We start from the raw sequence: 22,032 nt of genomic DNA on the forward strand, positions 1-22,032 counted from the left end.
GTGGAAAGGTTTGCGTTTTTACCACAAGATATAGGTTCTTTTTCCCCGTTTTGTTCCGTTTTCTCCCCATATTTTGGGGTTTCACCCATAAATGAGTACGACTTTTGCACAATTTCTGCGGTCAGGCCTTCACGTTCTTGATGATGTCGCTCACGGTCTCGCGCAGGTGCTGGTCGTTCTTCATGTCACGCTCCATGGTCTTGAGGGAGTAGACGATGGTGGAGTGGTCACGGCCGGAGAATTCACGGCCGATCTCTTCCATGCTCATGCCGGTGACCTCGCGCAGGATGTAGATGGCCACACGGCGGGCAGAGGCAACGTTGGCGTTGCGCTTGGTGCCGCGGATGTCGGCAGGGGAGACGTTGAAGGTGCGGGACACCTCGCCGATGATCTTCTCGATGGTCACGGGCACCGGCTGGGTCTCGTTGAGGATGTCCTTGATGGCATTCTGGGCCACACTGATGACCGGCTGGATGCCCTCCAGCATGTAGTAGGCGTTCAGTTTTTTTACAGCGCCTTCCAGCTGGCGGATGTTGTTCTTCAGGTGGTTGGCAATGAACTCGGCCACATCCTCGGGCAGGTCCAGATGCAAAAGCTCTGCCTTGCGCTTGACGATGGCCACGCGGGTCTCAAAATCCGGCGGCTGCACATCGGCGGTCAGGCCCCACTCAAAGCGGGTGCGCAGACGCTCTTCCAGACTTTTGATCTCCTTGGCCGGGCGGTCGGAGGCAATGACGATCTGCTTGTGGGCATCGTGCAGGGAGTTGAAGGTGTGGAAGAACTCCTCCTGCGTGGACTCCTTGCCGGCGATGAACTGGATATCGTCCACCAGCAGCAGGTCTGCCACGCGGTACTTCATGCGGAAGTCCTCGGTGCTGCCGGCGCGGATGGCGGCGATCAGCTCATTGGTGAACTGCTCGCAGGTAACGTACATGATGACGAAATCGGGGTGGGTGCGCTTGATCTCGGTCTGGATGGCCGTGAGCAGATGGGTCTTGCCAAGGCCGGAGCCGCCGTAGATGAACAGCGGGTTGTATGCGCCGGAGGGATTGGCCGCAACCGCCTGTGCAGCAGCAAACGCAAACTGGTTGGAAGGGCCTTTGATGAAGTTTTCAAATGTGAACTCGTAGTTGCCCTGCGGGGAGGCGGGGTTCGCCTCGTACTGCTGGGCCAGCACCACCTCGTGCGGCGGCGTGCTGGGCACCACCAGCGTGATGTCCACGTCGAAGCCCAGCACGGTCTTGAAGGCTTCCTTGAGCAGGCCAAGGTAGCGGTCCGTCACGATCTTGCAGATGAAGTCGTTGCGCACCGAAAGGGTGATGTGGCTGGAATCCTCAAAGCTGATCGGCTCCAGTCCATCGATATAGAGATTATAGGTCGGCTCGGCCATCTGCGTTTTGCAGTACGCCTGGGCGGCCTCTAAAACGTCCTTAAAAGAATCCATAAAACATCCACTCCGTTAAAGTTTTCAACAATGCTGCTGATACTAGGTTAGTATACCACAAAAAACGCTGTGCGTCCATATTTCTATAATGTAATTTATAATACATAAGAAAAGCCCCTGCACGGCCGTTGTGGCATGGGCAAAACAGGGCCACAATATCTTGTGGCAAAAGAGTTTTCCACGGCAGAATGGTGAAAAAGTTGAAAATCTTTTCACAAAAAAGTTTGAAGGAAAGCGAAAAAAATGCTTGACAGAACGCCATACTATGCGATATACTGTTGAATTGCAAGCCTGTCCCCAATCTGGGACCACATCAGACCCCATACCGGGGATAAGTTTTTACGGAGGATACAACCATGAAGAGAACTTTTCAGCCCAAGAAGCGTCAGCGCAAGGAAGTTCATGGCTTTCTGACCCGCATGAGCACCAAGAACGGCCGTAAGGTCATCAATGCTCGCCGTGCAAAGGGCCGCAAGAGCCTGACTGTCTGATCCGGCCTTTTATGACGGGATCCGGCGCAGAAATGAATATGCGCACAAAAGACCGCTGATATTGGATTAGCGGTCTTATTTTTTTTTTGAAAATTGAAAGAATTTTCGTAAAAATGCCCGCATGGGCTTTCAAAGTCGAAAAATTTTTGATATACTGGCTGAAGAATGCACCCTTCGGGGCGTGTTCTCAGCCACAGAAAGGAGGCGCGGAATCATGCGCTATCGTCCCATCCGCCGCAACAGCGAGTTTGGCAGAGTGTATGCCCGCGGCAAATCCTATGTGAACCCTGGTCTTGTGATGTATGTGCTCAAGACCCGCAGCAAAAAGACCCGCGTGGGTCTGACCGCCACCAAAAAGATCGGCCACGCCGTGCAGCGCAACCGCGCCCGCCGCGTGATGAAGGCGGCCATCGACGAGCATCTGGACTACAACATCGGCGGCTACGATCTGATCTTTGTAGCCCGCGGTATGACCCCGCGGCTGAAGAGCTGGCAGCTGAGCAGCATTGTGGCAAAGCTGTTTGCACAGGCCGGTCTGCCGGATAAGGCCAAACGGCCGGATGCGCCGCCCCCTGCCACCGTGCCCCCGGCACGCAGGGCACAGGCGGAAAAGCCGGACGCATGAACCGCCTGCAGTACGTCTGCCGCCGCGCGCTGTGCGTGCCCATCCGGGCCTACCAGTACACTCTCAGCCCATGGATCGGCCGCAGCTGCCGTTTTACGCCCAGCTGCAGCAACTACACCATGCAGGCCATCATGACCCATGGGTGCGTAAAGGGCATCCTGCTGGGGGCATGGCGCATCGCCCGGTGCAATCCCTTCGGCAAATGGGGCTTTGACCCGGTGCCGGAGCCGGGCCGCTGGCAGAACCCTGCCCGCCGGCTGCAGCCCGCAAAGCTGTTTTCCACACGGCACAAGCAAAAGGTGGAAAAGTAAATATGCTTCTTGTGACGCGGTGCACTGTGGGCAGCGTGTCCTACGATAAAAATAACAAGTCCCGTGCCACAGACGGGGCAGAATGGACAAAGGTATGAACTTCTTTTACATCCTGAGCGGTCCTCTCGGCTATGTCATGGAGTGGATCTACAAGCTGCTCCCGAGCTACGGCTGGGACATCATCATCTTCACGCTGCTCATCAACATCGTCAAGATCCCTCTGCAGCTGAGCCAGCAGAAGAGCATGGCTAAAATGTCGGCCTTCCAGCCCATGATGATGGAGATCCAGACCAAGTACAAGGACAAGCCCGAAAAGCAGCAGGAAGAAATGCTCAAGCTGCAGCAGGACTACGGCTATAGCCCCACCGCAGGCTGCGTGCCCATGCTGTTGAACTTCCTTGTCATGTTCGGCGTTATCGGTGTCGTGTACAATCCGCTGGAGCGCATCTTCCACATCAGTGCTGCGGCTCTGACCGCCGCCGGTGAGGCCCTGACCGCCTCCGGCGTCGCCTTTACCGCCATCACCCGCGATACCAACATCATCGCACAGGTGGTTGCTGGCAACGGCGGTGTGCTGGGCTGCTTCAGCGCCGAGCAGATCGCTACCATTACCGAGTTCAGCCAGCACATGAACTTCCTCGGCATCGACCTGACCCGCATCCCCAAGCTGGGCCTTTCTCTGGACATCGTGCTGCCGCTGCTGTCGGTCATCACCATGCTCCTGTCCACCCATATCAGCATGAAGGCCAGCGGCCAGCAGATGCAGGGCAGCATGAAGCTGACCATGTATATGATGCCGCTGATGTACCTGTTCTTCTGCTTCACCTATCCTCTGGCATTCTCTCTGTACTACGTCATTTCCAACATCGTGATGACCGTGCAGACTCAGGTCATGCGCAAGGTGTACGACCCCGATAAGATGCGCAAGGAGATCGAAGCGCAGATCGCAGAAAAGAAAAAGCAGGAAAAACGCGGTGTGAAGAACACTACCGTCAAGGTCACCGATCCCAAGACCGGCAAGACCACGGAAAAGAACATTTCTGCCAGCGAGATGAACAAGCGCCGTCTGGAGTATGCCCGCCAGCTGGACGAGGAGCGCTACAAGGACGAGCGTACCGTGCCGCTGAGCGAGCTGAACAAGCAGGATAAAGAATAAGAGGAGGATGAACGGTTATGATCCGTAAGCAGGAAGCGACCGGCAAAACGGTCGATGAAGCCCGCGCAAAAGCCTGCGCTCTGCTGGGCGTGCAGGCCGATGATCTGAATGTCAGCTGCGAAGTGCTGGAAATGCCCCAGAAGACTGGTTTTCTGGGCCTGAAGCTCACCCCCGCTAAGGTGTGCGTGAGCGTGGAGGAGCCGGATGCTCCGGCTGCAGCACCCGCTGAGCCTGTTGTTGAGAAAAAGACTCCCGTGCAGGAGGCTGTCAAGGCCGCTCCCGTGGCAGAGGAGCCTGCTGCTGCGGCAGCACAGCCGGAAGCAAAGGCCGAAGAGCCTGCTGCCCCCGCTGCAGAAGCTGCTGCAGAGCAGCCCGCTGCCGAGGAAGAGGAGCCGGAAGTCCCCATCGTGATCGAAGAGAACGCTAAGATCAAGGCTGCTGTGGACTACCTGCGTGAGGTCATTGCCCTGATGGGCGTGGAGAATGTCACCTTCAGCGCTGTGCAGAAGGGCGAAGCTACCATCATCCGTCTGGACGGTGAAAAGCTGGGTGCCCTCATCGGCCGCCGCGGCGAGACCATGGAGAGCCTTTCCTATCTGGCAAGCCTTGTGGCAAACCGTCTGGAGGGCGATTACATCAAGCTGGGTCTGGATGTGGCCGGCTACCGCGATAAGCGCGAGAGCGACCTGACCGCACTGGCACAGCGCATTGGTGCCAAGGTGCGCAAGACCGGCCGCAGCTTTGCCATGGAACCCATGAACCCCTACGAGCGCCGTATCATCCACTCTGCCATCAGCAAGATGGAGGGCGTGCGCAGCGAGAGCAAGGGCGAAGGCCGTGACCGCCGTGTGGTCATCTACTCCACCGCACCCGATGCACAGACCGAGAACACCTATGGCGAGCGCCGTCCCCGTGGCGGACGCGGCAATGGCCGTCGTCCCGGCGGCAGCCGCAATGGCGGTTATCGCGGCGGGAACCGTTCTGAGCATGGCGACCACAATGGAAACCGCGGCGGTTACCGTGGCAGCCGCAATGGTGCACCCCGCGGCCCGCGGCCTTCCGGCGTGCCGGAGCGTACCTATGCACCCCGTGATGCCGAGAATGCAGCACCGGTAGCACCCAAGCGCACCGAGCGGGTGGATGATTTTGCCAATTTCAGCTTTGGCAAAATCGAGCTGTAATACGGAACTACTTTTGAAATCAGGGTCTCCGGAAAATCTGCGGATTTTCCGGAGACCTTTTTCACGCAAAAAAGGATTTTACCCAAAACTGACGCCAAGGTGGTTTCGGGTCGGGCAGCTGTTGCGGTATACTGAGCATAAAAAAGTCATTCTTCTCAAAATTTGGAGGATTTACCTGTTTTTTGCCGAAATCTTTCTCTTAAATGGCAATTGTAAAACAATTGGTCAAGGCTTTATACTGTAGTCAAGAGCGTTCTGTTCGTGAAGAACAGACAGAATGATGAAAAGAGAGGTAATCAACTATGGCTCAGAACAAGATCTCCCGCCGCAGCTTCCTGCGTGGTGCAGGGGCATCCGCAACCATCGCAGCCGCCAGCTGCATGGCACCCTCTGCAGCCGCCTGTGACATCAAGTCCCTGTGGAGCATGGATCTGCAGATCCTTGCCACCAGCGATACCCACGGCAAATTCGACCCATGGGACTACGCTGCCAACAAGGCAGATGCTTCCGGCAGTGTGGCCCAGCAGGCGACCGCCATCAAGCAGTGCCGCACCCGGAACACGCTGGTGGTGGATGCAGGCGATACCATTCAGGCCAACTCCGCAGAGCTGTTCCTGAACGATGACCTGCATCCCATGATCGCTGCCATGAATGCCATCGGCTATGATATCTGGACCACCGGCAACCATGAGTACAACTACGGCATGGATGTGCTGAAAAAGGTCATGGGACAGCAGAAGGCCAAGGTGCTCACCGGCAACGTTTATGCACCGGACGGCACCCCGCTGGCCGACGGCTACACCATCATCAAAAAGGGCACTGTCAAGATCGGTGTCATTGGCATGGTCACCCCCAACATCATCCGCTGGGATGCCAAGAATCTGGAGGGCTGGAAGGTCACCAACCCTGTGGACGAGAGCCGCAAGATCATCGATAAGATCAAGGATCAGGTGGATGTTCTGATCGGCGTCATGCACATGGATACCGAGAACGAGTACGGTGTGTACGGCTCCGGCGTTACCGATCTGGCCAATGCCTGCCCGGAGTTTGATGTAATCGTGGGCGGCCACGGCCACAGGAGCATCCCCAACATGATGATCAACAACGTGCTGGTGGTGGAGAACAAGAACGCCGGTGCCACCCTGTCCGAGATCCACGTCTATCTGGAGCGCCAGCTGGACGGTAAGTGGAAGGTCGTGAACCGCACCTCTGAAAACCTGCAGATCAAGGAGTACGAGCCCGATCCGGAGCTGACCGCTTTGCTGGCCTCCTACGACACCCGCGCCAAGGAAGACGCTGTTACCCCCATTGGCGAGCTGAAGGGCGGCGATCTGGCCCCCGAAAACGAGATCGACTGCCTGCCGCAGGCCATGGTGCAGGATACCGCGCTGCTGGACTTCATCAACGAAGTGCAGATGTACTACACCGGTGCGCAGGTCTCTGCTACCGCCCTGACCTCCATGACCTCCCAGATGCGCGCGGGCACCATCCGCAAGTGCGATATGGCCAGCATCTACACCTACCAGAACACCCTGTACAAGCTGCAGATGACCGGCGAGCAGCTGCGCCGCTTCATGGAGTGGTCTGCTGCCTTCTTCAAGACATGGAAGCCGGATGAAGTGACCATCGCCTTTGACCCCTCGGTGCGCTACTACCTGTATGATGCTTTTGAGGGTGTCAACTACGAGCTGGACGTCTCCAAGGAGCCGGGCCACCGCATCAAGAACCTCAAGTGGCCGAACGGCAAGGCCGTGAAGGATACCGACACCTTTGTGGTGGCAGTGAACAACTACCGCGCCACCACCCAGCTGCTGACGGCTGCAGACATCTTCCTGCCGGGCGAAGAGCTGCCCAAGCTGTTGGAGATCGATGTGCGCGGTGACGTGGGCGGCATCCGCGAGCTGCTGGGCGAGTACATCCGCACCGTGAAGGGCGGCACCATTGAGCCGCACGTGAACAACAACTGGAAGATCGTGGGCAACAACTGGAAGGCTGCCGATCACCAGAAGGCTGTGCAGCTGCTGCGCGAGGGCAAGCTGGCCCTGAATGAGAATGCTGATGCACGCACGCTGCCTGGCAAGGCCATCACCACGGCGGATATCGCCAAGTTCTAAAAAACAGTTTCCTGTAAAAAGGGGCTTTCCGTGTTGGGACGGAAAGCCCCTTTTTTGTGTGAGAAACAGGCGGATTTTCAACCGTTTCCCGGGAATTGGTTGAAAAAACAGTACCATTCCGTAGCATTTCGTGGTACAATGAAACTGTATTGGTCTCGCTGCTGTGGGCAGATGGGAGCAAGCGGCCAGACCGGGCGCGGAAAGGAAGCCAGAAAAAACCATGCAGGAAACGACCATTGCAGCCATTGCAACAGCACCGGGCGCAGGCGGCATTGCCGTCGTGCGGCTCTCCGGTGCGGAGAGCTATCCCATAGCAGCCCGGGTGTTCCGCCCGGCCAACGCCGCAAAAAAGGTGGAGGATGCCAAAGGCTACACCGCCATGTACGGCACATTCCGGGAAGGGGACGAAGCCTTTGATGAGGGGGTGGCCCTGTTTTTCCGCGCGCCCCACAGCTATACCGGCGAGGACGTGGTGGAGCTTTCCTGCCATGGCGGCAGCGCCGTGGCCCGCCGTCTGGTGGAAGCCTGTCTTGCTGCCGGTGCTCAGCCTGCCGCGCCCGGCGAGTACACCCGCCGCGCGTTCCTGAACGGCAAGCTGGGTCTGACGCAGGCCGAAGCCGTCATGGATCTGATCTCGGCGGATGGCCGTCAGGGTGCCGCGCTGGCCAATGCCGCGCTGGGCGGTGCGTTGGCAAAGAAGATCAGTGCCCAGAAGGAAGCGCTTACCGCCATTCAGGCTCACCTTGCCGCATGGGTGGATTTTCCCGAAGAGGATGTGCCGGAGCTGGACGGTGACCATCTGCACCGCGTACTGAGTGGGGTAAAGGCAGAGCTGGACGAGTTGATCCATAATTATCAGGCGGATACCGTCCTGCGCGAAGGTGTGGACTGCGCCATTGTGGGCAGACCAAATGCGGGCAAATCCACACTGCTCAACCTGCTGGCCGGGTTCGACAGGGCCATCGTCACGCCGGTGGCTGGCACCACCCGTGACGTGGTGGAGCAGGCGGTACAGCTGGGGGATATCCAGCTGAATCTGTTCGATACCGCCGGTCTGCGCGAGACCGAAGATGCCATTGAAGCCGAGGGCATCCGCCGCAGCTGGAAAAAACTGGAGGAGGCAGGCCTGATCCTGGCTGTGTTCGATGGCTCTGAGCCGCCCACAAGGGAAGATCTGGAGCTTGCACAGCGTTGCACAGGCCGTCCAGCCATTGCACTTATCAACAAAGAGGATAAACCGACGCAATTTGACGCAGAGTTGATTGCACCCTGCTTTGCCATGGTGCTGCCGGTGTGCTGTCAGGAGGAGGAGAGCCGCAAGGTGATCTCCGCTGCGGTGGCTCGCCTGCTGGGTACCAGCCAGATCGACCCCCATGCCGCCAGTCTGTCCGGCCAGCGTCAGCTTTCCGCCGCACTGCGTGCGCGGGACGCTGTGGCCGGTGCACTGGATGCTGCCGCAGGCGGCTTTGGGCTGGATGCCGTTTCCGTCTGTGTGGACGACGCACTGGCCGCCCTGTGCGACCTGACCGGTGAGAACGCCTCGGAAGCTGTGATCGAACAGGTGTTTGAACGTTTCTGCGTGGGAAAGTGATCCTGCGAAGGGGGGAGTTTGCTCACAGGCAAGCATCCTAGCCCTCTCAGGCGCTAACGCGCCAGATTCCCCCTTTTGTCGCTGCGCGACATCTTCCCCCGGCGCGGGGGAAGTCTTTCCTCAAAGGGAGAGCCTTTGGCAGTCCACGCAAACTTCATCTCTTTGCCAAGGCCTCTCCCTTTGGGAGAGGTGGCATGGCGTAAGCCATGACGGAGAGGGCTAGGATGCTTGCCCGTGACGCGATCGTTTCCGCAGGAAACCAGCGCGGCAGTTGCCGTTTCCCGTTATGACCCCTTTTTGTGAAAAAGTAAATTGGAAAAATCCGCAGATTTTTCCAATTTACAAAATATAAATAATATTTCCGCTGATATTGTCAGAGCGAAGCGGAGACAATTTTAAATCATTATCTTACCAATAGAGGAAACCCGAAAGTATATGAACCACTTAGGAGATTATGACGTTATCGTCATCGGTGCCGGCCACGCTGGTATCGAGGCAGCTCACGCCGCCGCAACGCTGGGCGCGAGAACGGCCGTGTTTACCATGAGTCTGGATGCCATTGGCAACATGCCCTGCAACCCCAGCATTGGCGGAACGGCAAAAGGCACGCTGGTACGTGAATTGGATGCGCTTGGCGGCGTGATGGGCCTTGCTGCAGATGCCACCTATCTGCAGAGCCGGATGCTCAACAAGGGCAAAGGCCCGGCGGTGCACGCCCTGCGTGTGCAGACCGACCGCAAGCGCTACCATGAATATATGAAGCATGCATTGGAACTCACGCCTGGCCTTGCCATCCATCAGGCTGAGGTTGTGAGCATCGAGACCGAGAACGGCCGTGTGAAGGGCGTTGTGACCCAGCTGAACGGGGAATACAGCGCCAAATGCGTGGTCATTGCCACCGGCACGAACCTTGGCGGCAAAATTTTTGTGGGCGATGCGTGGTACGCCTCCGGCCCGGACGGGATGCACGCCGCTAACGCCCTGACCGACAGCCTGAAGGCTGCCGGGCTGCCGCTGCGCCGGTTCAAGACCGGCACCCCTGCCCGAGTGCACCGCCGCAGCATCGATTTTTCCAAGCTGGAATGCCAGCCCGGCGACCCGGACAATGAGCTGCAGCCCTTCAGCTTTATGACCGATGCACCCATGCACAACAAGGTGGAGTGCTGGATCGCCTACACCAACCCCGAGACCCACAGGATCATTCTGGACAACATCCAGCGCAGCCCGCTCTATGGCGGCATGATCGAGGGCGTTGGCCCGCGCTACTGCCCCTCCATCGAGGACAAGGTGGTGCGCTTTGCGGGCAAGGACCGCCACCCCATTTTTGTGGAACCCTGCGGCGAGAACACCGAAGAGATGTATCTGCAGGGAGCCTCCAGCAGCCTGCCGGAGGATGTGCAGAACGCCTTTTACCGCAGCATCAAAGGGTTTGAGAACATCGAGATCATGCGCCCGGCCTACGCCATCGAGTACGACTGCGTGGACCCCACCAGTCTGGAAGCCACGCTGGAAAGCAAGGTGGTGCGGGGCCTGTACGGCGCGGGTCAGTTCAACGGCACCTCCGGCTACGAGGAAGCCGCCGCCCAGGGCCTGCTGGCCGGACTGAACGCCGCCCGCAATGCGCTGGGCAAAGAGCAGCTCATTCTGCCGCGCCACACCAGCTATCTGGGAACGCTGGTGGACGATCTGGTCACCAAAGGGGTCATGGACCCCTACCGCATGATGACCAGCCGCAGCGAGTACCGCCTGACCCTGCGTCAGGACAACGCCGACCAGCGGCTGACCCCCATCGGCAGGGAATACGGCCTTGTGCAGGATGACCGCTGGGCCAAGTACCAGCACACCCAGAGCATTCTGGAAGCGGAGCGCCGCCGCCTGCACGAGACGCATCTGCGCACCGCCGACCTGCGCACCGCCATGGAAGCGGCAGGTCTTGCCCCTGCTGCCGAAGGCGGCATTGCGGAAGAGCTGCTGCGCCGCCCGGAGATCAGCTATCCGCTGCTGGCCGGTGTCATCGGCTGGGGCGAGGAGATCACCCCCATGCTGGCCGAACGGCTGGAGACCGAGATCAAGTATGCGGGCTACATTGCCCGGCAGGACCGGATGATCCGGGACGTGGCCCGGCACGAAAAGACCCTGATCCCAGATGATTTTGAATATTCCGACCTGACCGGCCTGACACTGGAAGCCCGCGAAAAGCTGGCCCGCATCCGGCCGAAGAACCTCGGTCAGGCGGGGCGCATCCCGGGCGTATCGCCCTCCGATGTGGCGCAGCTGAGCATTGCGCTGGCAGCGAGAGGAAAATAAAATGGAAGAACTGAAGCTTTACGTGGGCCGTCCTGCCGACTGCACCGGGCGGCTGGAAAAAGAGATCCGTACCTATGACCTGCTGGACAAGCTGGGCATCCAATTCTGGCGCACCGACCACGGCTGGATGAAGGCTGACACCATGGAGGACTGCCATGTGATCGATGCCTGCCTGAATGCCACCGTCTGCAAGAACCTGTTCCTGTGCAACCGGCAGAAGACGAACTTTTATCTGCTCATGATGCCCGGGGACAAGCCCTTCAAGACCAAAGAGCTCTCCCACCAGCTGGGCATTGCCCGCCTGAGCTTTGCCTCGCCCGAGGATATGGAGCAGTATCTGGACTGCACGCCCGGTTCCTCCTCCATCATGGGGCTTGCCAACGACACCGAAAACAAGGTGCAGCTGCTGATGGATGAGGACATAAAGGCAGGGGAGTACCTCGGCTGCCACCCCTGCATCAACACCTCCTCGCTCAAGCTGCGAACGGCAGATGTGCTGGAAACTTTCCTGCCTGCCGTGCACCACGAGCCGATCTTTGTTCACTTGACCGGCGAATAACAGAAAGGAAAACCTGCGTATGATCGATAAACCGCGCCTTGAAGCAAAATGTTCCACATGGAACATCACTCTCACCGGCACCCAGCTGGACCAGCTGGATGCCTTTGCCGAAATTCTGGTGGACTACAACCAGAAGGTCAACCTGACCGCTATCACCGACCCCGAGGGGATCGAGGATAAGCACTTCCTCGACAGCCTGCTGTTTGCCAGCCAGCCGGAAGTGGCGGGCCGCATGGTGGATGTGGGCGCAGGCGCAGGCTTCCCGGGCATCGTGACCAAAATCTACAAGCCGGAACTGGAGTTGACCCTGATGGAGCCCACCGGCAAGCGGGTGGAGTTTTTGAAGTACGCCTGTGCCCAGCTGGGTTTGACCGGCGTGGAGTTTGCAAAGGAGCGCGCCGAGGAAGCCGCCCGCAAGGCGTGGCGTGAACAGTTTGATCTGGCATCTGCCCGGGCTGTGGCTGCGCTGCCCATGCTGGCCGAATACTGCCTGCCGCTGGTAAAGGTAGGGGGAAACTTCCTTGCCATGAAGGGCTCTTCCGGTGAGGAAGAACTGGCCGCAGCGCGCGGTGCCATCAAAAAGCTGGGCGGCGAGTACAAAGAGACCCGCACTCTGCACCTTCCGGGCGGCGACACCCGCACCCTGATCCTGTGCAAAAAGATTTCGCAGACTCCGACAGCCTACCCCAGAAACGGCGGAAAAATTGCGAAAAGCCCGTTGAAATAACGAAATATCGATAGAATTTTGTAAAACCCTGCCGAACGAAACTTCTGGCAGGGTTTTTATTTGTGTGATACACTGTGCCTGAAGCCTGAGTTTTCCACGCTTTCCCGGGAAAATGTGAAAAACAAAACCCATCCACCACGCGAAAGGAGCCGTGTATCCATGTTTGAACGCAAAAAGCAGGCGGGCAAGATTTATTTCCTGCCCATCGATCAGATCAGGCCGTCACCGTTTCAGGCACGGCGGGAGTTCAGCGAGCAGGAGCTGGCTGCGCTGGCCCAGAGCATCCGAGAAAATGGTCTGCTGCAGCCCATCTCGGTGCGAAAAGTGTCGGATGGCGGCTACGAGCTGGTAGCCGGGGAGCGGCGGCTCCGTGCCTGCCGCCTTGCTAAAATGAACACCATCCCTGCCATCCTCTGTGATTACGACGATGAGCGCACCGCCGCGTTGGGCCTGCTGGAAAACATCCAGCGGGCCGACCTGAACCCCTTTGAGCAGGCGCAGGGCTTAAAGGATGTGATGGTGCTGTGGGACTGCACCCAGGCCGAAGCCGCCAAGCGACTGGGCATGGCGCAGCCCACCCTTGCCAACAAGCTGCGGCTTTTGCAGCTGAACGCCGACCAGCGGCAGTTCGTGCTGGACAACAGCCTCACGGAGCGCCATGCCCGGGCGGTGCTGCGTCTGCCGGAGAACCGCCGCAGTGAAGCCTTGATCAACATTGCCAAGCGCCGCATGAACGCCCGCCAGACCGACCTCTACATTGAACAGCTGCTCAACACCCCTGCAAAAGGCAGGCACCGCATCTCGATGGTCAAGGATGTGCGTATTTTTGTGAACACCATCGACCATGCCATCCGTCTGATGACCGATAATGGTGTGCCCGCCACTGCCCACCGGGAGGAGAAGGACGGGTATATCGAATATACGGTGCGCATCCCAACCACCGCCGCCGAACGGTAAAATTGTTCCATGTGGAACAGGAAACTCCCGTGCAGAGCGTAGTCGCGTGTTTAAAGTTTCATGCCTTTTGCTAAAGCATTGCCGCCGGGTACGTTCTCTTTTGCGTGCCAAAAGAGAACCAGAAAGGACGGCGGTGCCCGCAGGGCATGAAAGCCCCAGTGGGGCTTTTAAGCTGCAGACCGGTTTGCGCAGCAAATGCCGCGTGTTCAGCGCGGCAAGGTCTCCGCTACTTTCGAGGCGCGGGAGGCACGAACTAGGGGCTGCTCGCCCCTAGTAACCCCAAAGCTGTTGGGCTCCATACAAAAAATCCAAGTCGCTTCGCTAAAGGATTTTTTGTGTTCCGCCGATTGGAAGCCCCTCAGTCGCTGCGCGACAGTTCCCTCAAAGAGGGAGCCTCTGGCGAAACCGCAAGCTTTGTGGTCTGCCCGGAAACTTTGCCGTTATGCCAAGGGCTCTCCCTTTGGGAGAGCTGGCAAGCCCGTCAGGGCTTGACTGAGAGGGTTAGCCAGCTTCCCGGCGCGCATTCAAAATCGTTTGTTTTGTCTCCCGAAACCGTGCAGTTTTTGATTTTCCCACCTCTAAAAGTTAAAAATCCAGCGGAAAAACGCTTCAGATGGTTCAAAAACCGATTTGGATGTGCTATACTAGGTGTTAAGGTGCCTGTATGGACGGGAAACCGGCGGGCATGACTGCGAATGTTCCACATGGAACAATTAAATTTTCCCGGAAGGAAGAATTGTGCGTGGCAAAAATTGTAGCAATTGCGAACCAGAAGGGCGGCGTTGGCAAAACCACCACCGCCGTCAACCTGTCGTCCTGCGTTGCGGCGCTGGGCAAGCGGGTGCTCATCGTAGACCTTGATCCGCAGGGCAATACCACCACCGGCTACGGCATCCCGAAGCGCAGCGTGGAAAAGGGAACCTACGAGATCCTGATCGGTGAAGCACGAGCATCCGAGGCCATCCGTAAGACCGAGTACCGCACCGATGTCATCGGCTCCAACACCCGTCTGGCCGGTGCCAGTCTGGAAATGATCGACCTGCCCGCTCGTGAGAGCCGCCTGCGCAAGGCGCTGGCCGAGGTGCAGAAGGACTATGACTTCATCTTTATCGATTGTCCGCCCAGTCTGGACCTGCTCACCCTGAACGGCCTGAGTGCCTGCGACAGCGTTCTCATTCCGGTGCAGTGCGAGTATTACGCGCTGGAGGGTCTTTCGGAGCTGATCAGCACCTTAAAGACCATTCGCAAAAAGTACAATCCGTATCTGGATATCGAGGGCGTGGTGTTCACCATGTTCTCGCTGCGGTATAATCTGACCGTGCAGGTGGTGGAGCAGGTGCAGAAGTATTTCGGCTCCAAGGTGTACAAGACCACCATCCCGCGCTCCATCCGCATTTCGGAGGCACCCAGCTACGGCCAGCCCATCAATTTCTATGAACCCAAGGGCAAGGGCAGCGAAGCGTACATGGATCTGGCAATCGAATTTGTCAAGAACAACCGCCCGCACGAGCCCAAAAAGGCCCGCAGAAAAAGTGCACCCGTCGCAGAGCAGACGAAAAATGCTCTGGAAGATTAAACCTCAGGGGGAACATGAATGGCAAGAGGAAAAGGAGGACTTGGCCGCGGGCTGGACAGTCTGTTTGAAGATGCCGCCCCGGTTTTTGAGTCCGGTGCAAAGGTAGACACCTTGCCCCTGCGTGAGATCGAACCGGACCCGGAACAGCCGCGCAAGACCTTTGACGAACAGGCGCTGGGCGAGCTGGCGGCCAGCATTGCAGAGCATGGTTTGCTGCAGCCCATCGCGGTGCGTCCGCGCCCGCGCGGCGGCTACAGCATCGTGGCGGGTGAGCGCCGCTGGCGTGCCTGCCGCATGGCAGGGCTGAACGATGTGCCGGTGGTCATCAAGGAAGTCAGCGACGAGCAGGCCATGGAGCTGGCTCTGGTGGAAAACCTGCAGCGCGAGGATCTGGACCCGGTGGAAGAAGCAACCGGCATCCGGGAGCTGATGACCCGCTGCGGCCTGACGCAGGAGCAGGCGGCACAGAAGCTGGGCAAGAGCCGCAGCGCACTGGCCAACAGCCTGCGCCTGCTGAACCTGCCGGAAAACGTGCTGGAACTGCTGAAAAGCGGCTTTATCAATATCGGCCACGCAAAGGTGATCCTGAGCCTGCCCACACCGGAGTTGCAGGAGCAGGCGGCGCAGATCATTGCGGACAACCAGTTGAATGTGCGTCAGGCCGAGACGCTGTGCAAAAAGCTGGCAAAGCCCGCAAAGGAGCCCAGAGAACCCAAGCCGCGGGGCACCCTGCCGGTGGAGGTGGAAGAAAGCCTCAAGCAGGTGCTGGGCAGCGAGGTGAACGTGGCCTACCACGACGGCAAGGGCAGGCTGACCGTGCATTTCTATTCCGATGAACAGCTGCGGGCCTTTGCCAACCTGCTGGGACAGTACCAGAACGAAGAATAAAGCGATCCAAGGCGGGCGACCGTCTTTGAACGGCACAGGGGAGGGGATCTTCTGTGCGAACCGAAATAGAGCAAGGAGAGTCAATCATGCTTGATATCAAATTTGTCCGTGAAAACCCGGACGCTGTCAAGGAAAACATCAAGAAGAAGTTTCAGGATGCAAAGCTCCCGCTGGTGGACGAGGTCATCGAGAAGGATGCCAAGTACCGCGCATGCCTGAAGGAAGTGGAAGCCCTCAAGGCTGCCCGCAACAAGCTGAGCAAGGCCAACGGCCCCCTGTTCGGCCAGCTGAAGAAGTGCACCGATGAGGCACAGAAGGCTGAGCTGCAGGCTCGGATCGATGCCAACAATGCCGCCGTCAAGGCCGATGCCGACAAGATGGCTGAGCTGGAAAAGGAAGAAGAGACCCTGTCCGCACGCATTCAGGAGATCATGTACACCATCCCGCAGATGATCGATCCCAGCGTGCCCATCGGCCCGGATGATACCTACAACGTGGAAGCACAGCGCTTTGGTGAGCCTGTGGTGCCCGATTTCCCCATTCCGTACCACACCGAGATCATGGAGAGCTTCGACGGCATCGATATGGACGCTGCAGGCCGCGTGGCCGGCAACGGTTTCTACTATCTGCTGGGCAACATCGCCCGCCTGCACGAGGCTGTGCTGGCCTATGCCCGCGACTTTATGATCAACAAGGGCTTTACCTATGTGATCCCTCCCTTCATGATGCACGGCAACGTGGTGCAGGGTGTCATGTCCTTCCCGGAAATGGATGCCATGATGTATAAGATCGAGGGGGAGGACCTGTACCTGATCGGTACCAGCGAGCACACCATGATCGGCCGCTTCATCGACCAGACTCTGGACGAGGCCACTCTGCCCCTGACCCTGACCTCCTACAGCCCCTGCTTCCGCAAGGAAAAGGGCGCTCACGGCATCGAGGAGCGCGGCATTTACCGCATCCATCAGTTCGAGAAGCAGGAAATGATCGTGGTCTGCCGCCCCGACGAGAGCGCTGACTGGTACGAGAAGCTGTGGAAGAACTCTGTGGAGCTGTTCCGCAGCATGGAGATCCCGGTGCGTCAGCTGAACTGCTGCTCCGGCGACCTGGCCGACCTGAAGGTGAAGAGCTGCGATATCGAAGCATGGAGCCCCCGCCAGCAGAAGTACTTCGAGGTCTGCTCCTGCTCCAATCTGGGCGATGCACAGGCACGCCGCCTGCACATCCGCGTGAAGGGCAAGGACGGCAAGACCTATCTGGCCCACACCCTGAACAACACCTGCGTGGCACCTCCGCGTATGCTGATCGCCTTCCTGGAGAACCATCTGCAGGCCGACGGCACCGTGACCATCCCCGAAGTGCTGCAGCCGTATATGGGCGGCCTGAAGGTCATGGTCCCCACCCACAAGAAGGGCTGAAGAATTGACCGGCTTTTCCACAAGGCTCGGATAAATGGTTGAAAAATCCCGCTTTCTATTCAATGGAAAGCGGGATTTTTGCGTATCTTCGTTTGTATTTTGGACGACACGAAAAAATATGATTTTTTTAAAAATATGTGTTGACAAAAGAGGTATCTGTGGGTATAATAATAGAGCACTGTTCAAGTGCACAAACAATATGTGGCGGTATAGCTCAGTTGGCTAGAGCATTCGGTTCATACCCGAAGTGTCACCGGTTCAAATCCAGTTACCGCTACCACTTTTACAGAGTTTCGCTAAGGTTAGGGGGACGGTCGTCTGCAGTAGTGGGCGATGGAAGTCGGAGGTTTTAGCGAAGCTCTGTATTTCTAAGGCCCGTTGGTCAAGCGGTTAAGACACGGCCCTTTCACGGCTGTAACATGGGTTCGATTCCCGTACGGGTCATGAATAAAATCCCTGATCTTAGGATCAGGGATTTTTTCATGCAACCCGTACGGGAATCGAACAGGGCGGCGGTGCGCAGCACCGCAACCAAAGCCCCAGTGGGGCTTTGGTTAGCCCGCGGGTCCCAACGACTAGGAATGTCTAATGTGGTTGCTGCCGCTGCATTCGCTCGGGGGATTTTTAATTTGACCCGTACGGGAATTGCAGCTGAGCTGACCGCCGCCAGCGAGCAAAGACTTCCCCCGGTCGGGGGAAGATGTCGCATAGCGACAAAAAGGGGAGTACAGGGAAGCGAAGCTGGGGCTGTGGTCAGCGGGATGCGAACGCCGCTCCAAGGCGTGAAGCATACGCTGGGAACCACAACCCGGGACAGGGCGGCGGTGCGCCTTCATCTTGAATACCACATGCCATTTATGGATAAAAAGCCCGGCAGGGGAACACGTTCAGGTGCTCTTCTGCCGGGTTTTTCTGCATTTTCCGTAAATTTCCGGCCTGAAATAGTAACAAAATTATGTCAATGAGACATCAATCCTCCATTTTTAACTGCGTAAATTGGCTTGCACACCAAAAACTCTGGAATATTCTAGCACTTTCCATATAAATTCATGACAAAGTTTGGTAGAAATAATATCTTGTATACAGGCTGCACTTACGTTACAATACAGATGATATTTCAATTGTACGAGCAGAAGGGAGGAAATGGAGTCCACAAGGGCGGTTTTCAATCACGAGTACAGGCCGGTGGCGGATGCAGCGTGCAGTTTTTGCATCATCTGCTCCCATCGCCTGATGCTTAGAACGGGAGGATGTCAATGGAAGTCTTTTTGCAAGCACTGGTAAACGGGATCCTGCTGGGCGGTTTCTACTCCCTGATGGGTATGGGCCAGAACATCATTTTCGGTGTTATGAACATCGTCAACTTCTGCCACGGCGAAATGTTGATGGTGGGCATGTACATCACCTATGTTCTGTATACCTACTTTGGGGTGGACCCCTATGTAGCCCTTCCCATCGTTGCAGTGCTCATGTTCGGGCTGGGCGCGCTGATCCAGTCCACTCTGATCACCCCTTCGCTCAAGACCAAGAGCTTTACGAACCTGCTGTTCCTCACCGTCGGTCTGGGCCTGCTGCTCACCAACGGCGCTCTGGTCATCTTTGGTTCCACCTATTATAAGATCATTACCCCTTATTCGCAGACCTACATCCCGCTTGGCCCGGTCACCATTGCGCTGCCGCGTCTGGTCAGCTTCCTGATCCTGATCGTGGTTGCCATTGCACTGTTTGCCTTCCTCAAGTATTCCACCACCGGCAAGCAGATCCGCGCCGTATCCCAGAACCCTATTGGTGCTGAGGTCGTGGGCATCAACGTCAAGAAAATTTACATCCTGACCTATGGTCTGGGCGTTGCTCTGGCCGGTATCGCCGGCTCTCTGCTGACCCAGTTCTACACCATCTATCCCACCGCAGGCGCAAGCTTCGGCTTCCGCGCACTGATCGTTGTGGTCGTGGGCGGTCTGGGCTCCATCCCCGGTGCATTCTTCGCCGGTATTTTCCTGGGCCTGCTGGAGCAGATGAGTGCATTGTTCATCAGCCCGTCCTACAGTGATATGATCGTGTTCGTCACCTTCATCATCATTCTGGTCGTGCGTCAGGTCATGATTCTGAGGAGGCGATAAGATGGATACCAGAAAAGCAGTTAAAACCTATCACCGCAATCTGGCGATCGTTCTGGCTATCATCGTCGCCATCTTCGCAGCGATCCCGCTGGTCGTGGATAAACCTTACATCATCAACATTTTCGTTCTCACCTTCTATATGTCCACCCTGTCCATGGCATGGAACATTCTGGGCGGCATTACCGGCCAGAACTCGCTGGGTCTGGCCGCTTACATGGGTCTGGGTGCCTATGTGTGCTGTCTGGTGGTCACAAAGACGGGCATGAACCCCTGGGTGGCCGCTGTGCTGGATATGCTCGTTGTGGGCGTGGTGGCCGGTGTCATCTTCTTCCCCAGCCTGATCCTGCGCGGCCCCTACTTCACGCTGGTGTCCATCGCGTTTGCCGAGTCCATCCGTCAGTTCATCATCAACTCGGAGTTCTTCGGCCGCGCATCCGGTGTGGGCTTGCCCTTCGGCAAGGACTCCTTTGCGCAGTTCCGCTTTACCAGCAAGGTGCCGTACTACTACATCGGCTTCATCATGATGGTGGGCGTTTACCTCATCATGAAGAAGATCGGCCGCTCCAAGCTGGGCTTTGCGCTGCGCACCATCCGCGAGGATGAGGACGCAGCCGCCGCCATCGGCATCAACCCCACCAAGTACAAAGTCATTGCCGTTGTCATTTCGGCTATCATTGCCGGTCTGGTCGGCTTCTTCTACGTCAGCTACATCCGCTACATCGACCCCGATATTATGATCCAGTCCAAGTCCACTGAGATCGTGCTGCCGGCAGTCGTGGGCGGCGCTGCCTACATCGAAGGCCCGCTGATCGGCGGCCTCATCATGATCCCACTGAGCGAACTGCTGCGTGCAAACTTTGCCGCCATCCTGCCTGGCATCAACATGCTGATGTATGCCATCGTGCTGATCGTGGTCATCCGCTTCCGTCCGTCCGGTATTCTGGGCTGGTACATGAACTCGAAGGTCAAGACCTTCATCGATGAAAAAATCCTCAAAAAGCCGTCTCTGGATGTGCTGGAAGAGTATGAGCTGATGGCAGACAAGGGAGGGAAGTAATCATGGCAGAAAAGCCTATTATTGAAGTCCAGGGCCTGACCAAGCGGTTCAAGGGTCTGACCGCCGTGCATGATGTTTCTTTCTCGGTGGAGAAAGGCTCCATCACCGGCATGATCGGCCCCAACGGTGCTGGTAAATCCACCACCTTCAACATGATCTGCGGCTACTACCCGCCCACCGAAGGCAAGATCTTCTACAATGGTGAGGACATCACCAACAAAAAGGCGTATGAGTACACCAACATGAAGATCGCCCGCACCTTCCAGATCATGAAACCTCTGAAGAACCTGAGCGTTCTGGATAACGTCACCGCCGCCGCCTACTTCGGCCACGCCGGTGCAAAGAGCGAAAAAGAGGCCAAGGAGCGCGCCATGGAGGTGCTGCACTTCACCGGCCTGTACGAAAAGCGTCATGTGATCTCCAAGGACATGGGCACGCCGGACCAGAAGCGTCTGGAGATGGCCCGCGCTCTGGCCACCAAGCCCGAAGTGCTGTTTCTGGACGAGAACATGGCAGGCTTGAACCCGGCTGAGACCGAAGAGGCCATCCAGCTGATCCGCAAGATCAACGAGTCCGGTGTCACCATCCTGCTCATCGAGCACATCATGAAGGCGGTCGTGAGCCTGTGCGAGAAGGTCATCGTCCTTCACCACGGCGAAAAGATCGCTGAGGGCACGCCCGAGCAGGTCATGAACGATCCCTACGTCATGGAGGTGTATCTGGGCACCAAAAAGGAGGGCGCAAGTGCTTAAAGTTGAAGGTCTGAACGCCGGTTACGGCTCTGTGAACATCCTGTGGGACATCGGCTTTGAGGTGAAGGACGGCGAGATCGTTGCCATCCTTGGCTCCAATGGTGCCGGTAAGACCACCATGGTGCGCACCATCACAGGCATGGTCAAGGCAAGCTCCGGCAAGGTGGAGTTCAACGGAGAGGACCTCTCCGGCAAAAGCTCCCGCGTTATTCTGGACAGCGGCATCGTGCAGGTGCCGGAAGGCCGTCAGCTCTTTACCGAGATGACCGTGCTGGAAAATCTGGAACTGGGCGCATTCAATAAGGAGACCAAGGCACATTTTGCAGAAAATCTGGAAAAGTGCTACAACTGGTTCCCCAAGCTGCGCGAGCGCGCAAAGCAGGCTGCCGGCACTCTGTCCGGCGGCGAGCAGCAGATGGTGGCCGTGGCCCGTGCGCTGATCGGTATGCCCAAGCTGCTGATCCTGGACGAGCCCAGTCTGGGCCTTGCCCCCAACATCGTGGACGACATTCTGGAAGTGGCCAAGACCATGGTGAAGAATGACGGCATCTCGGTTCTGCTGGTGGAGCAGGACATTACCAAAGCCCTTGCAGCGGCTGACCGCGGCTATGTCATCGAGAACGGCCGCGTGGCACTGGAAGGCACCGCCGCCGAGCTCTCGGCAAACGAGCACGTCAAGAAGGCGTACCTCGGCATCTGATTCGGAAACCGGATCTCCGGCAGGTGCTAGTTCACGCGGCACAGCCGGAGACTCGTAT

At 57.6% G+C, this 22,032-nt stretch carries 19 protein-coding genes and 2 tRNA genes; 20 read left to right on the forward strand and 1 reads right to left on the reverse strand.

Annotation, left to right across the window (positions count from 1 at the left end; genetic code table 11):
- Nucleotides 1-121: 121 nt before the first annotated feature.
- On the reverse strand, nt 122-1,444 hold the full coding sequence (dnaA, locus tag WMO17_RS01720) for a chromosomal replication initiator protein DnaA (RefSeq protein ID WP_005937115.1): 1,323 nt from the start codon (nt 1,442-1,444) through the stop codon (nt 122-124).
- 356 nt (nt 1,445-1,800) lie between these two features.
- Between dnaA and rpmH the strand changes: the two genes are divergently transcribed.
- The 20 genes from rpmH to WMO17_RS01820 all read left to right on the forward strand — a co-directional run bounded on the left by rpmH (nt 1,801) and on the right by WMO17_RS01820 (nt 21,974).
- The gene (gene rpmH, locus WMO17_RS01725; protein WP_005924258.1) at nt 1,801-1,935 is read left to right on the forward strand and encodes a 50S ribosomal protein L34; all 135 of its coding nucleotides are present in this window, start codon (nt 1,801-1,803) and stop codon (nt 1,933-1,935) included.
- A 214-nt stretch (nt 1,936-2,149) separates the two neighbouring features.
- Complete coding sequence (gene rnpA, locus WMO17_RS01730; protein ID WP_097774098.1) at nt 2,150-2,560, forward strand: ribonuclease P protein component; 411 nt, start codon at nt 2,150-2,152, stop codon at nt 2,558-2,560.
- Nucleotides 2,557-2,871, forward strand: coding sequence for a membrane protein insertion efficiency factor YidD (gene yidD / locus WMO17_RS01735; RefSeq protein WP_349137347.1), 315 nt, complete (start codon nt 2,557-2,559; stop codon nt 2,869-2,871). The genes rnpA and yidD overlap by 4 nt, the downstream gene beginning before the upstream one ends.
- A 94-nt stretch (nt 2,872-2,965) precedes the next feature.
- Nucleotides 2,966-4,027 (forward strand): YidC/Oxa1 family membrane protein insertase, encoded by a 1,062-nt coding sequence (locus tag WMO17_RS01740; protein WP_349137348.1) that lies wholly within the window; start codon nt 2,966-2,968, stop codon nt 4,025-4,027.
- Nucleotides 4,028-4,044: 17 nt separating this feature from the next.
- Complete coding sequence (jag, locus tag WMO17_RS01745; protein ID WP_349137349.1) at nt 4,045-5,208, forward strand: RNA-binding cell elongation regulator Jag/EloR; 1,164 nt, start codon at nt 4,045-4,047, stop codon at nt 5,206-5,208.
- Nucleotides 5,209-5,510: 302 nt separating this feature from the next.
- Nucleotides 5,511-7,322, forward strand: coding sequence for a 5'-nucleotidase C-terminal domain-containing protein (locus tag WMO17_RS01750; RefSeq protein ID WP_349137350.1), 1,812 nt, complete (start codon nt 5,511-5,513; stop codon nt 7,320-7,322).
- Between the two features lie 220 nt (nt 7,323-7,542).
- Complete coding sequence (gene mnmE / locus WMO17_RS01755) at nt 7,543-8,913, forward strand: tRNA uridine-5-carboxymethylaminomethyl(34) synthesis GTPase MnmE (RefSeq protein ID WP_097774094.1); 1,371 nt, start codon at nt 7,543-7,545, stop codon at nt 8,911-8,913.
- A gap of 435 nt (nt 8,914-9,348) precedes the next feature.
- Entirely contained in the window at nt 9,349-11,220 is a 1,872-nt protein-coding gene (mnmG, locus tag WMO17_RS01760; RefSeq protein ID WP_349137351.1) for a tRNA uridine-5-carboxymethylaminomethyl(34) synthesis enzyme MnmG, read from the forward strand.
- A gap of 1 nt (nt 11,221) precedes the next feature.
- Nucleotides 11,222-11,779: a prolyl-tRNA synthetase associated domain-containing protein gene (locus WMO17_RS01765; protein WP_349137352.1), complete on the forward strand. Its 558-nt coding sequence runs from the start codon at nt 11,222-11,224 to the stop codon at nt 11,777-11,779.
- 19 nt (nt 11,780-11,798) lie between these two features.
- On the forward strand, nt 11,799-12,506 hold the full coding sequence (rsmG, locus tag WMO17_RS01770) for a 16S rRNA (guanine(527)-N(7))-methyltransferase RsmG (RefSeq protein WP_207698885.1): 708 nt from the start codon (nt 11,799-11,801) through the stop codon (nt 12,504-12,506).
- Between the two features lie 159 nt (nt 12,507-12,665).
- Entirely contained in the window at nt 12,666-13,463 is a 798-nt protein-coding gene (locus WMO17_RS01775) for a ParB/RepB/Spo0J family partition protein (protein ID WP_097774092.1), read from the forward strand.
- 742 nt (nt 13,464-14,205) lie between these two features.
- Nucleotides 14,206-15,039 carry a ParA family protein gene (locus WMO17_RS01780; RefSeq protein ID WP_044953183.1) on the forward strand — a complete coding sequence of 278 codons (834 nt, stop codon included), beginning with the start codon at nt 14,206-14,208 and terminating at the stop codon, nt 15,037-15,039.
- A gap of 18 nt (nt 15,040-15,057) precedes the next feature.
- Nucleotides 15,058-15,927 carry a ParB/RepB/Spo0J family partition protein gene (locus WMO17_RS01785; protein WP_120081275.1) on the forward strand — a complete coding sequence of 290 codons (870 nt, stop codon included), beginning with the start codon at nt 15,058-15,060 and terminating at the stop codon, nt 15,925-15,927.
- Between the two features lie 86 nt (nt 15,928-16,013).
- Entirely contained in the window at nt 16,014-17,345 is a 1,332-nt protein-coding gene (serS, locus tag WMO17_RS01790) for a serine--tRNA ligase (RefSeq protein ID WP_349137353.1), read from the forward strand.
- Nucleotides 17,346-17,548: 203 nt separating this feature from the next.
- A tRNA-Met gene (locus WMO17_RS01795) sits at nt 17,549-17,625 on the forward strand.
- Between the two features lie 92 nt (nt 17,626-17,717).
- Nucleotides 17,718-17,789: transfer RNA gene (locus WMO17_RS01800), tRNA-Glu, on the forward strand.
- Between the two features lie 812 nt (nt 17,790-18,601).
- Nucleotides 18,602-19,465, forward strand: a complete 864-nt coding sequence (locus tag WMO17_RS01805; RefSeq protein WP_005937151.1) for a branched-chain amino acid ABC transporter permease — start codon at nt 18,602-18,604, stop codon at nt 19,463-19,465.
- A gap of 1 nt (nt 19,466) precedes the next feature.
- On the forward strand, nt 19,467-20,522 hold the full coding sequence (locus WMO17_RS01810) for a branched-chain amino acid ABC transporter permease (protein ID WP_005937154.1): 1,056 nt from the start codon (nt 19,467-19,469) through the stop codon (nt 20,520-20,522).
- 2 nt (nt 20,523-20,524) lie between these two features.
- Nucleotides 20,525-21,274 carry an ABC transporter ATP-binding protein gene (locus tag WMO17_RS01815; RefSeq protein WP_005937157.1) on the forward strand — a complete coding sequence of 250 codons (750 nt, stop codon included), beginning with the start codon at nt 20,525-20,527 and terminating at the stop codon, nt 21,272-21,274.
- A complete protein-coding gene (locus tag WMO17_RS01820; RefSeq protein ID WP_005937160.1) occupies nt 21,267-21,974 on the forward strand; it encodes an ABC transporter ATP-binding protein in 708 nt (235 codons plus the stop codon). Before WMO17_RS01815 ends, WMO17_RS01820 begins: the two co-directional genes overlap by 8 nt.
- Nucleotides 21,975-22,032: the final 58 nt, after the last annotated feature.

The sequence above is a fragment of the Faecalibacterium faecis genome (assembly GCF_040096475.1).
GTDB lineage: Bacteria > Bacillota > Clostridia > Oscillospirales > Ruminococcaceae > Faecalibacterium > Faecalibacterium taiwanense.

Excerpts from the sequence above, each read along its gene's own strand:
- dnaA (WP_005937115.1), bottom strand. The coding sequence starts at position 1,444 with ATGGATTCTTTTAAGGACGTTTTAGAGGCCGCCCAGGCGTACTGCAAA.
- rpmH (WP_005924258.1), top strand. The coding sequence starts at position 1,801 with ATGAAGAGAACTTTTCAGCCCAAGAAGCGTCAGCGCAAGGAAGTTCAT.
- rnpA (WP_097774098.1), top strand. The coding sequence starts at position 2,150 with ATGCGCTATCGTCCCATCCGCCGCAACAGCGAGTTTGGCAGAGTGTAT.
- yidD (WP_349137347.1), top strand. The coding sequence starts at position 2,557 with ATGAACCGCCTGCAGTACGTCTGCCGCCGCGCGCTGTGCGTGCCCATC.
- WMO17_RS01740 (WP_349137348.1), top strand. The coding sequence starts at position 2,966 with ATGAACTTCTTTTACATCCTGAGCGGTCCTCTCGGCTATGTCATGGAG.
- jag (WP_349137349.1), top strand. The coding sequence starts at position 4,045 with ATGATCCGTAAGCAGGAAGCGACCGGCAAAACGGTCGATGAAGCCCGC.
- WMO17_RS01750 (WP_349137350.1), top strand. The coding sequence starts at position 5,511 with ATGGCTCAGAACAAGATCTCCCGCCGCAGCTTCCTGCGTGGTGCAGGG.
- mnmE (WP_097774094.1), top strand. The coding sequence starts at position 7,543 with ATGCAGGAAACGACCATTGCAGCCATTGCAACAGCACCGGGCGCAGGC.
- mnmG (WP_349137351.1), top strand. The coding sequence starts at position 9,349 with ATGAACCACTTAGGAGATTATGACGTTATCGTCATCGGTGCCGGCCAC.
- WMO17_RS01765 (WP_349137352.1), top strand. The coding sequence starts at position 11,222 with ATGGAAGAACTGAAGCTTTACGTGGGCCGTCCTGCCGACTGCACCGGG.
- rsmG (WP_207698885.1), top strand. The coding sequence starts at position 11,799 with ATGATCGATAAACCGCGCCTTGAAGCAAAATGTTCCACATGGAACATC.
- WMO17_RS01775 (WP_097774092.1), top strand. The coding sequence starts at position 12,666 with ATGTTTGAACGCAAAAAGCAGGCGGGCAAGATTTATTTCCTGCCCATC.
- WMO17_RS01785 (WP_120081275.1), top strand. The coding sequence starts at position 15,058 with ATGGCAAGAGGAAAAGGAGGACTTGGCCGCGGGCTGGACAGTCTGTTT.
- serS (WP_349137353.1), top strand. The coding sequence starts at position 16,014 with ATGCTTGATATCAAATTTGTCCGTGAAAACCCGGACGCTGTCAAGGAA.
- WMO17_RS01805 (WP_005937151.1), top strand. The coding sequence starts at position 18,602 with ATGGAAGTCTTTTTGCAAGCACTGGTAAACGGGATCCTGCTGGGCGGT.
- WMO17_RS01810 (WP_005937154.1), top strand. The coding sequence starts at position 19,467 with ATGGATACCAGAAAAGCAGTTAAAACCTATCACCGCAATCTGGCGATC.
- WMO17_RS01815 (WP_005937157.1), top strand. The coding sequence starts at position 20,525 with ATGGCAGAAAAGCCTATTATTGAAGTCCAGGGCCTGACCAAGCGGTTC.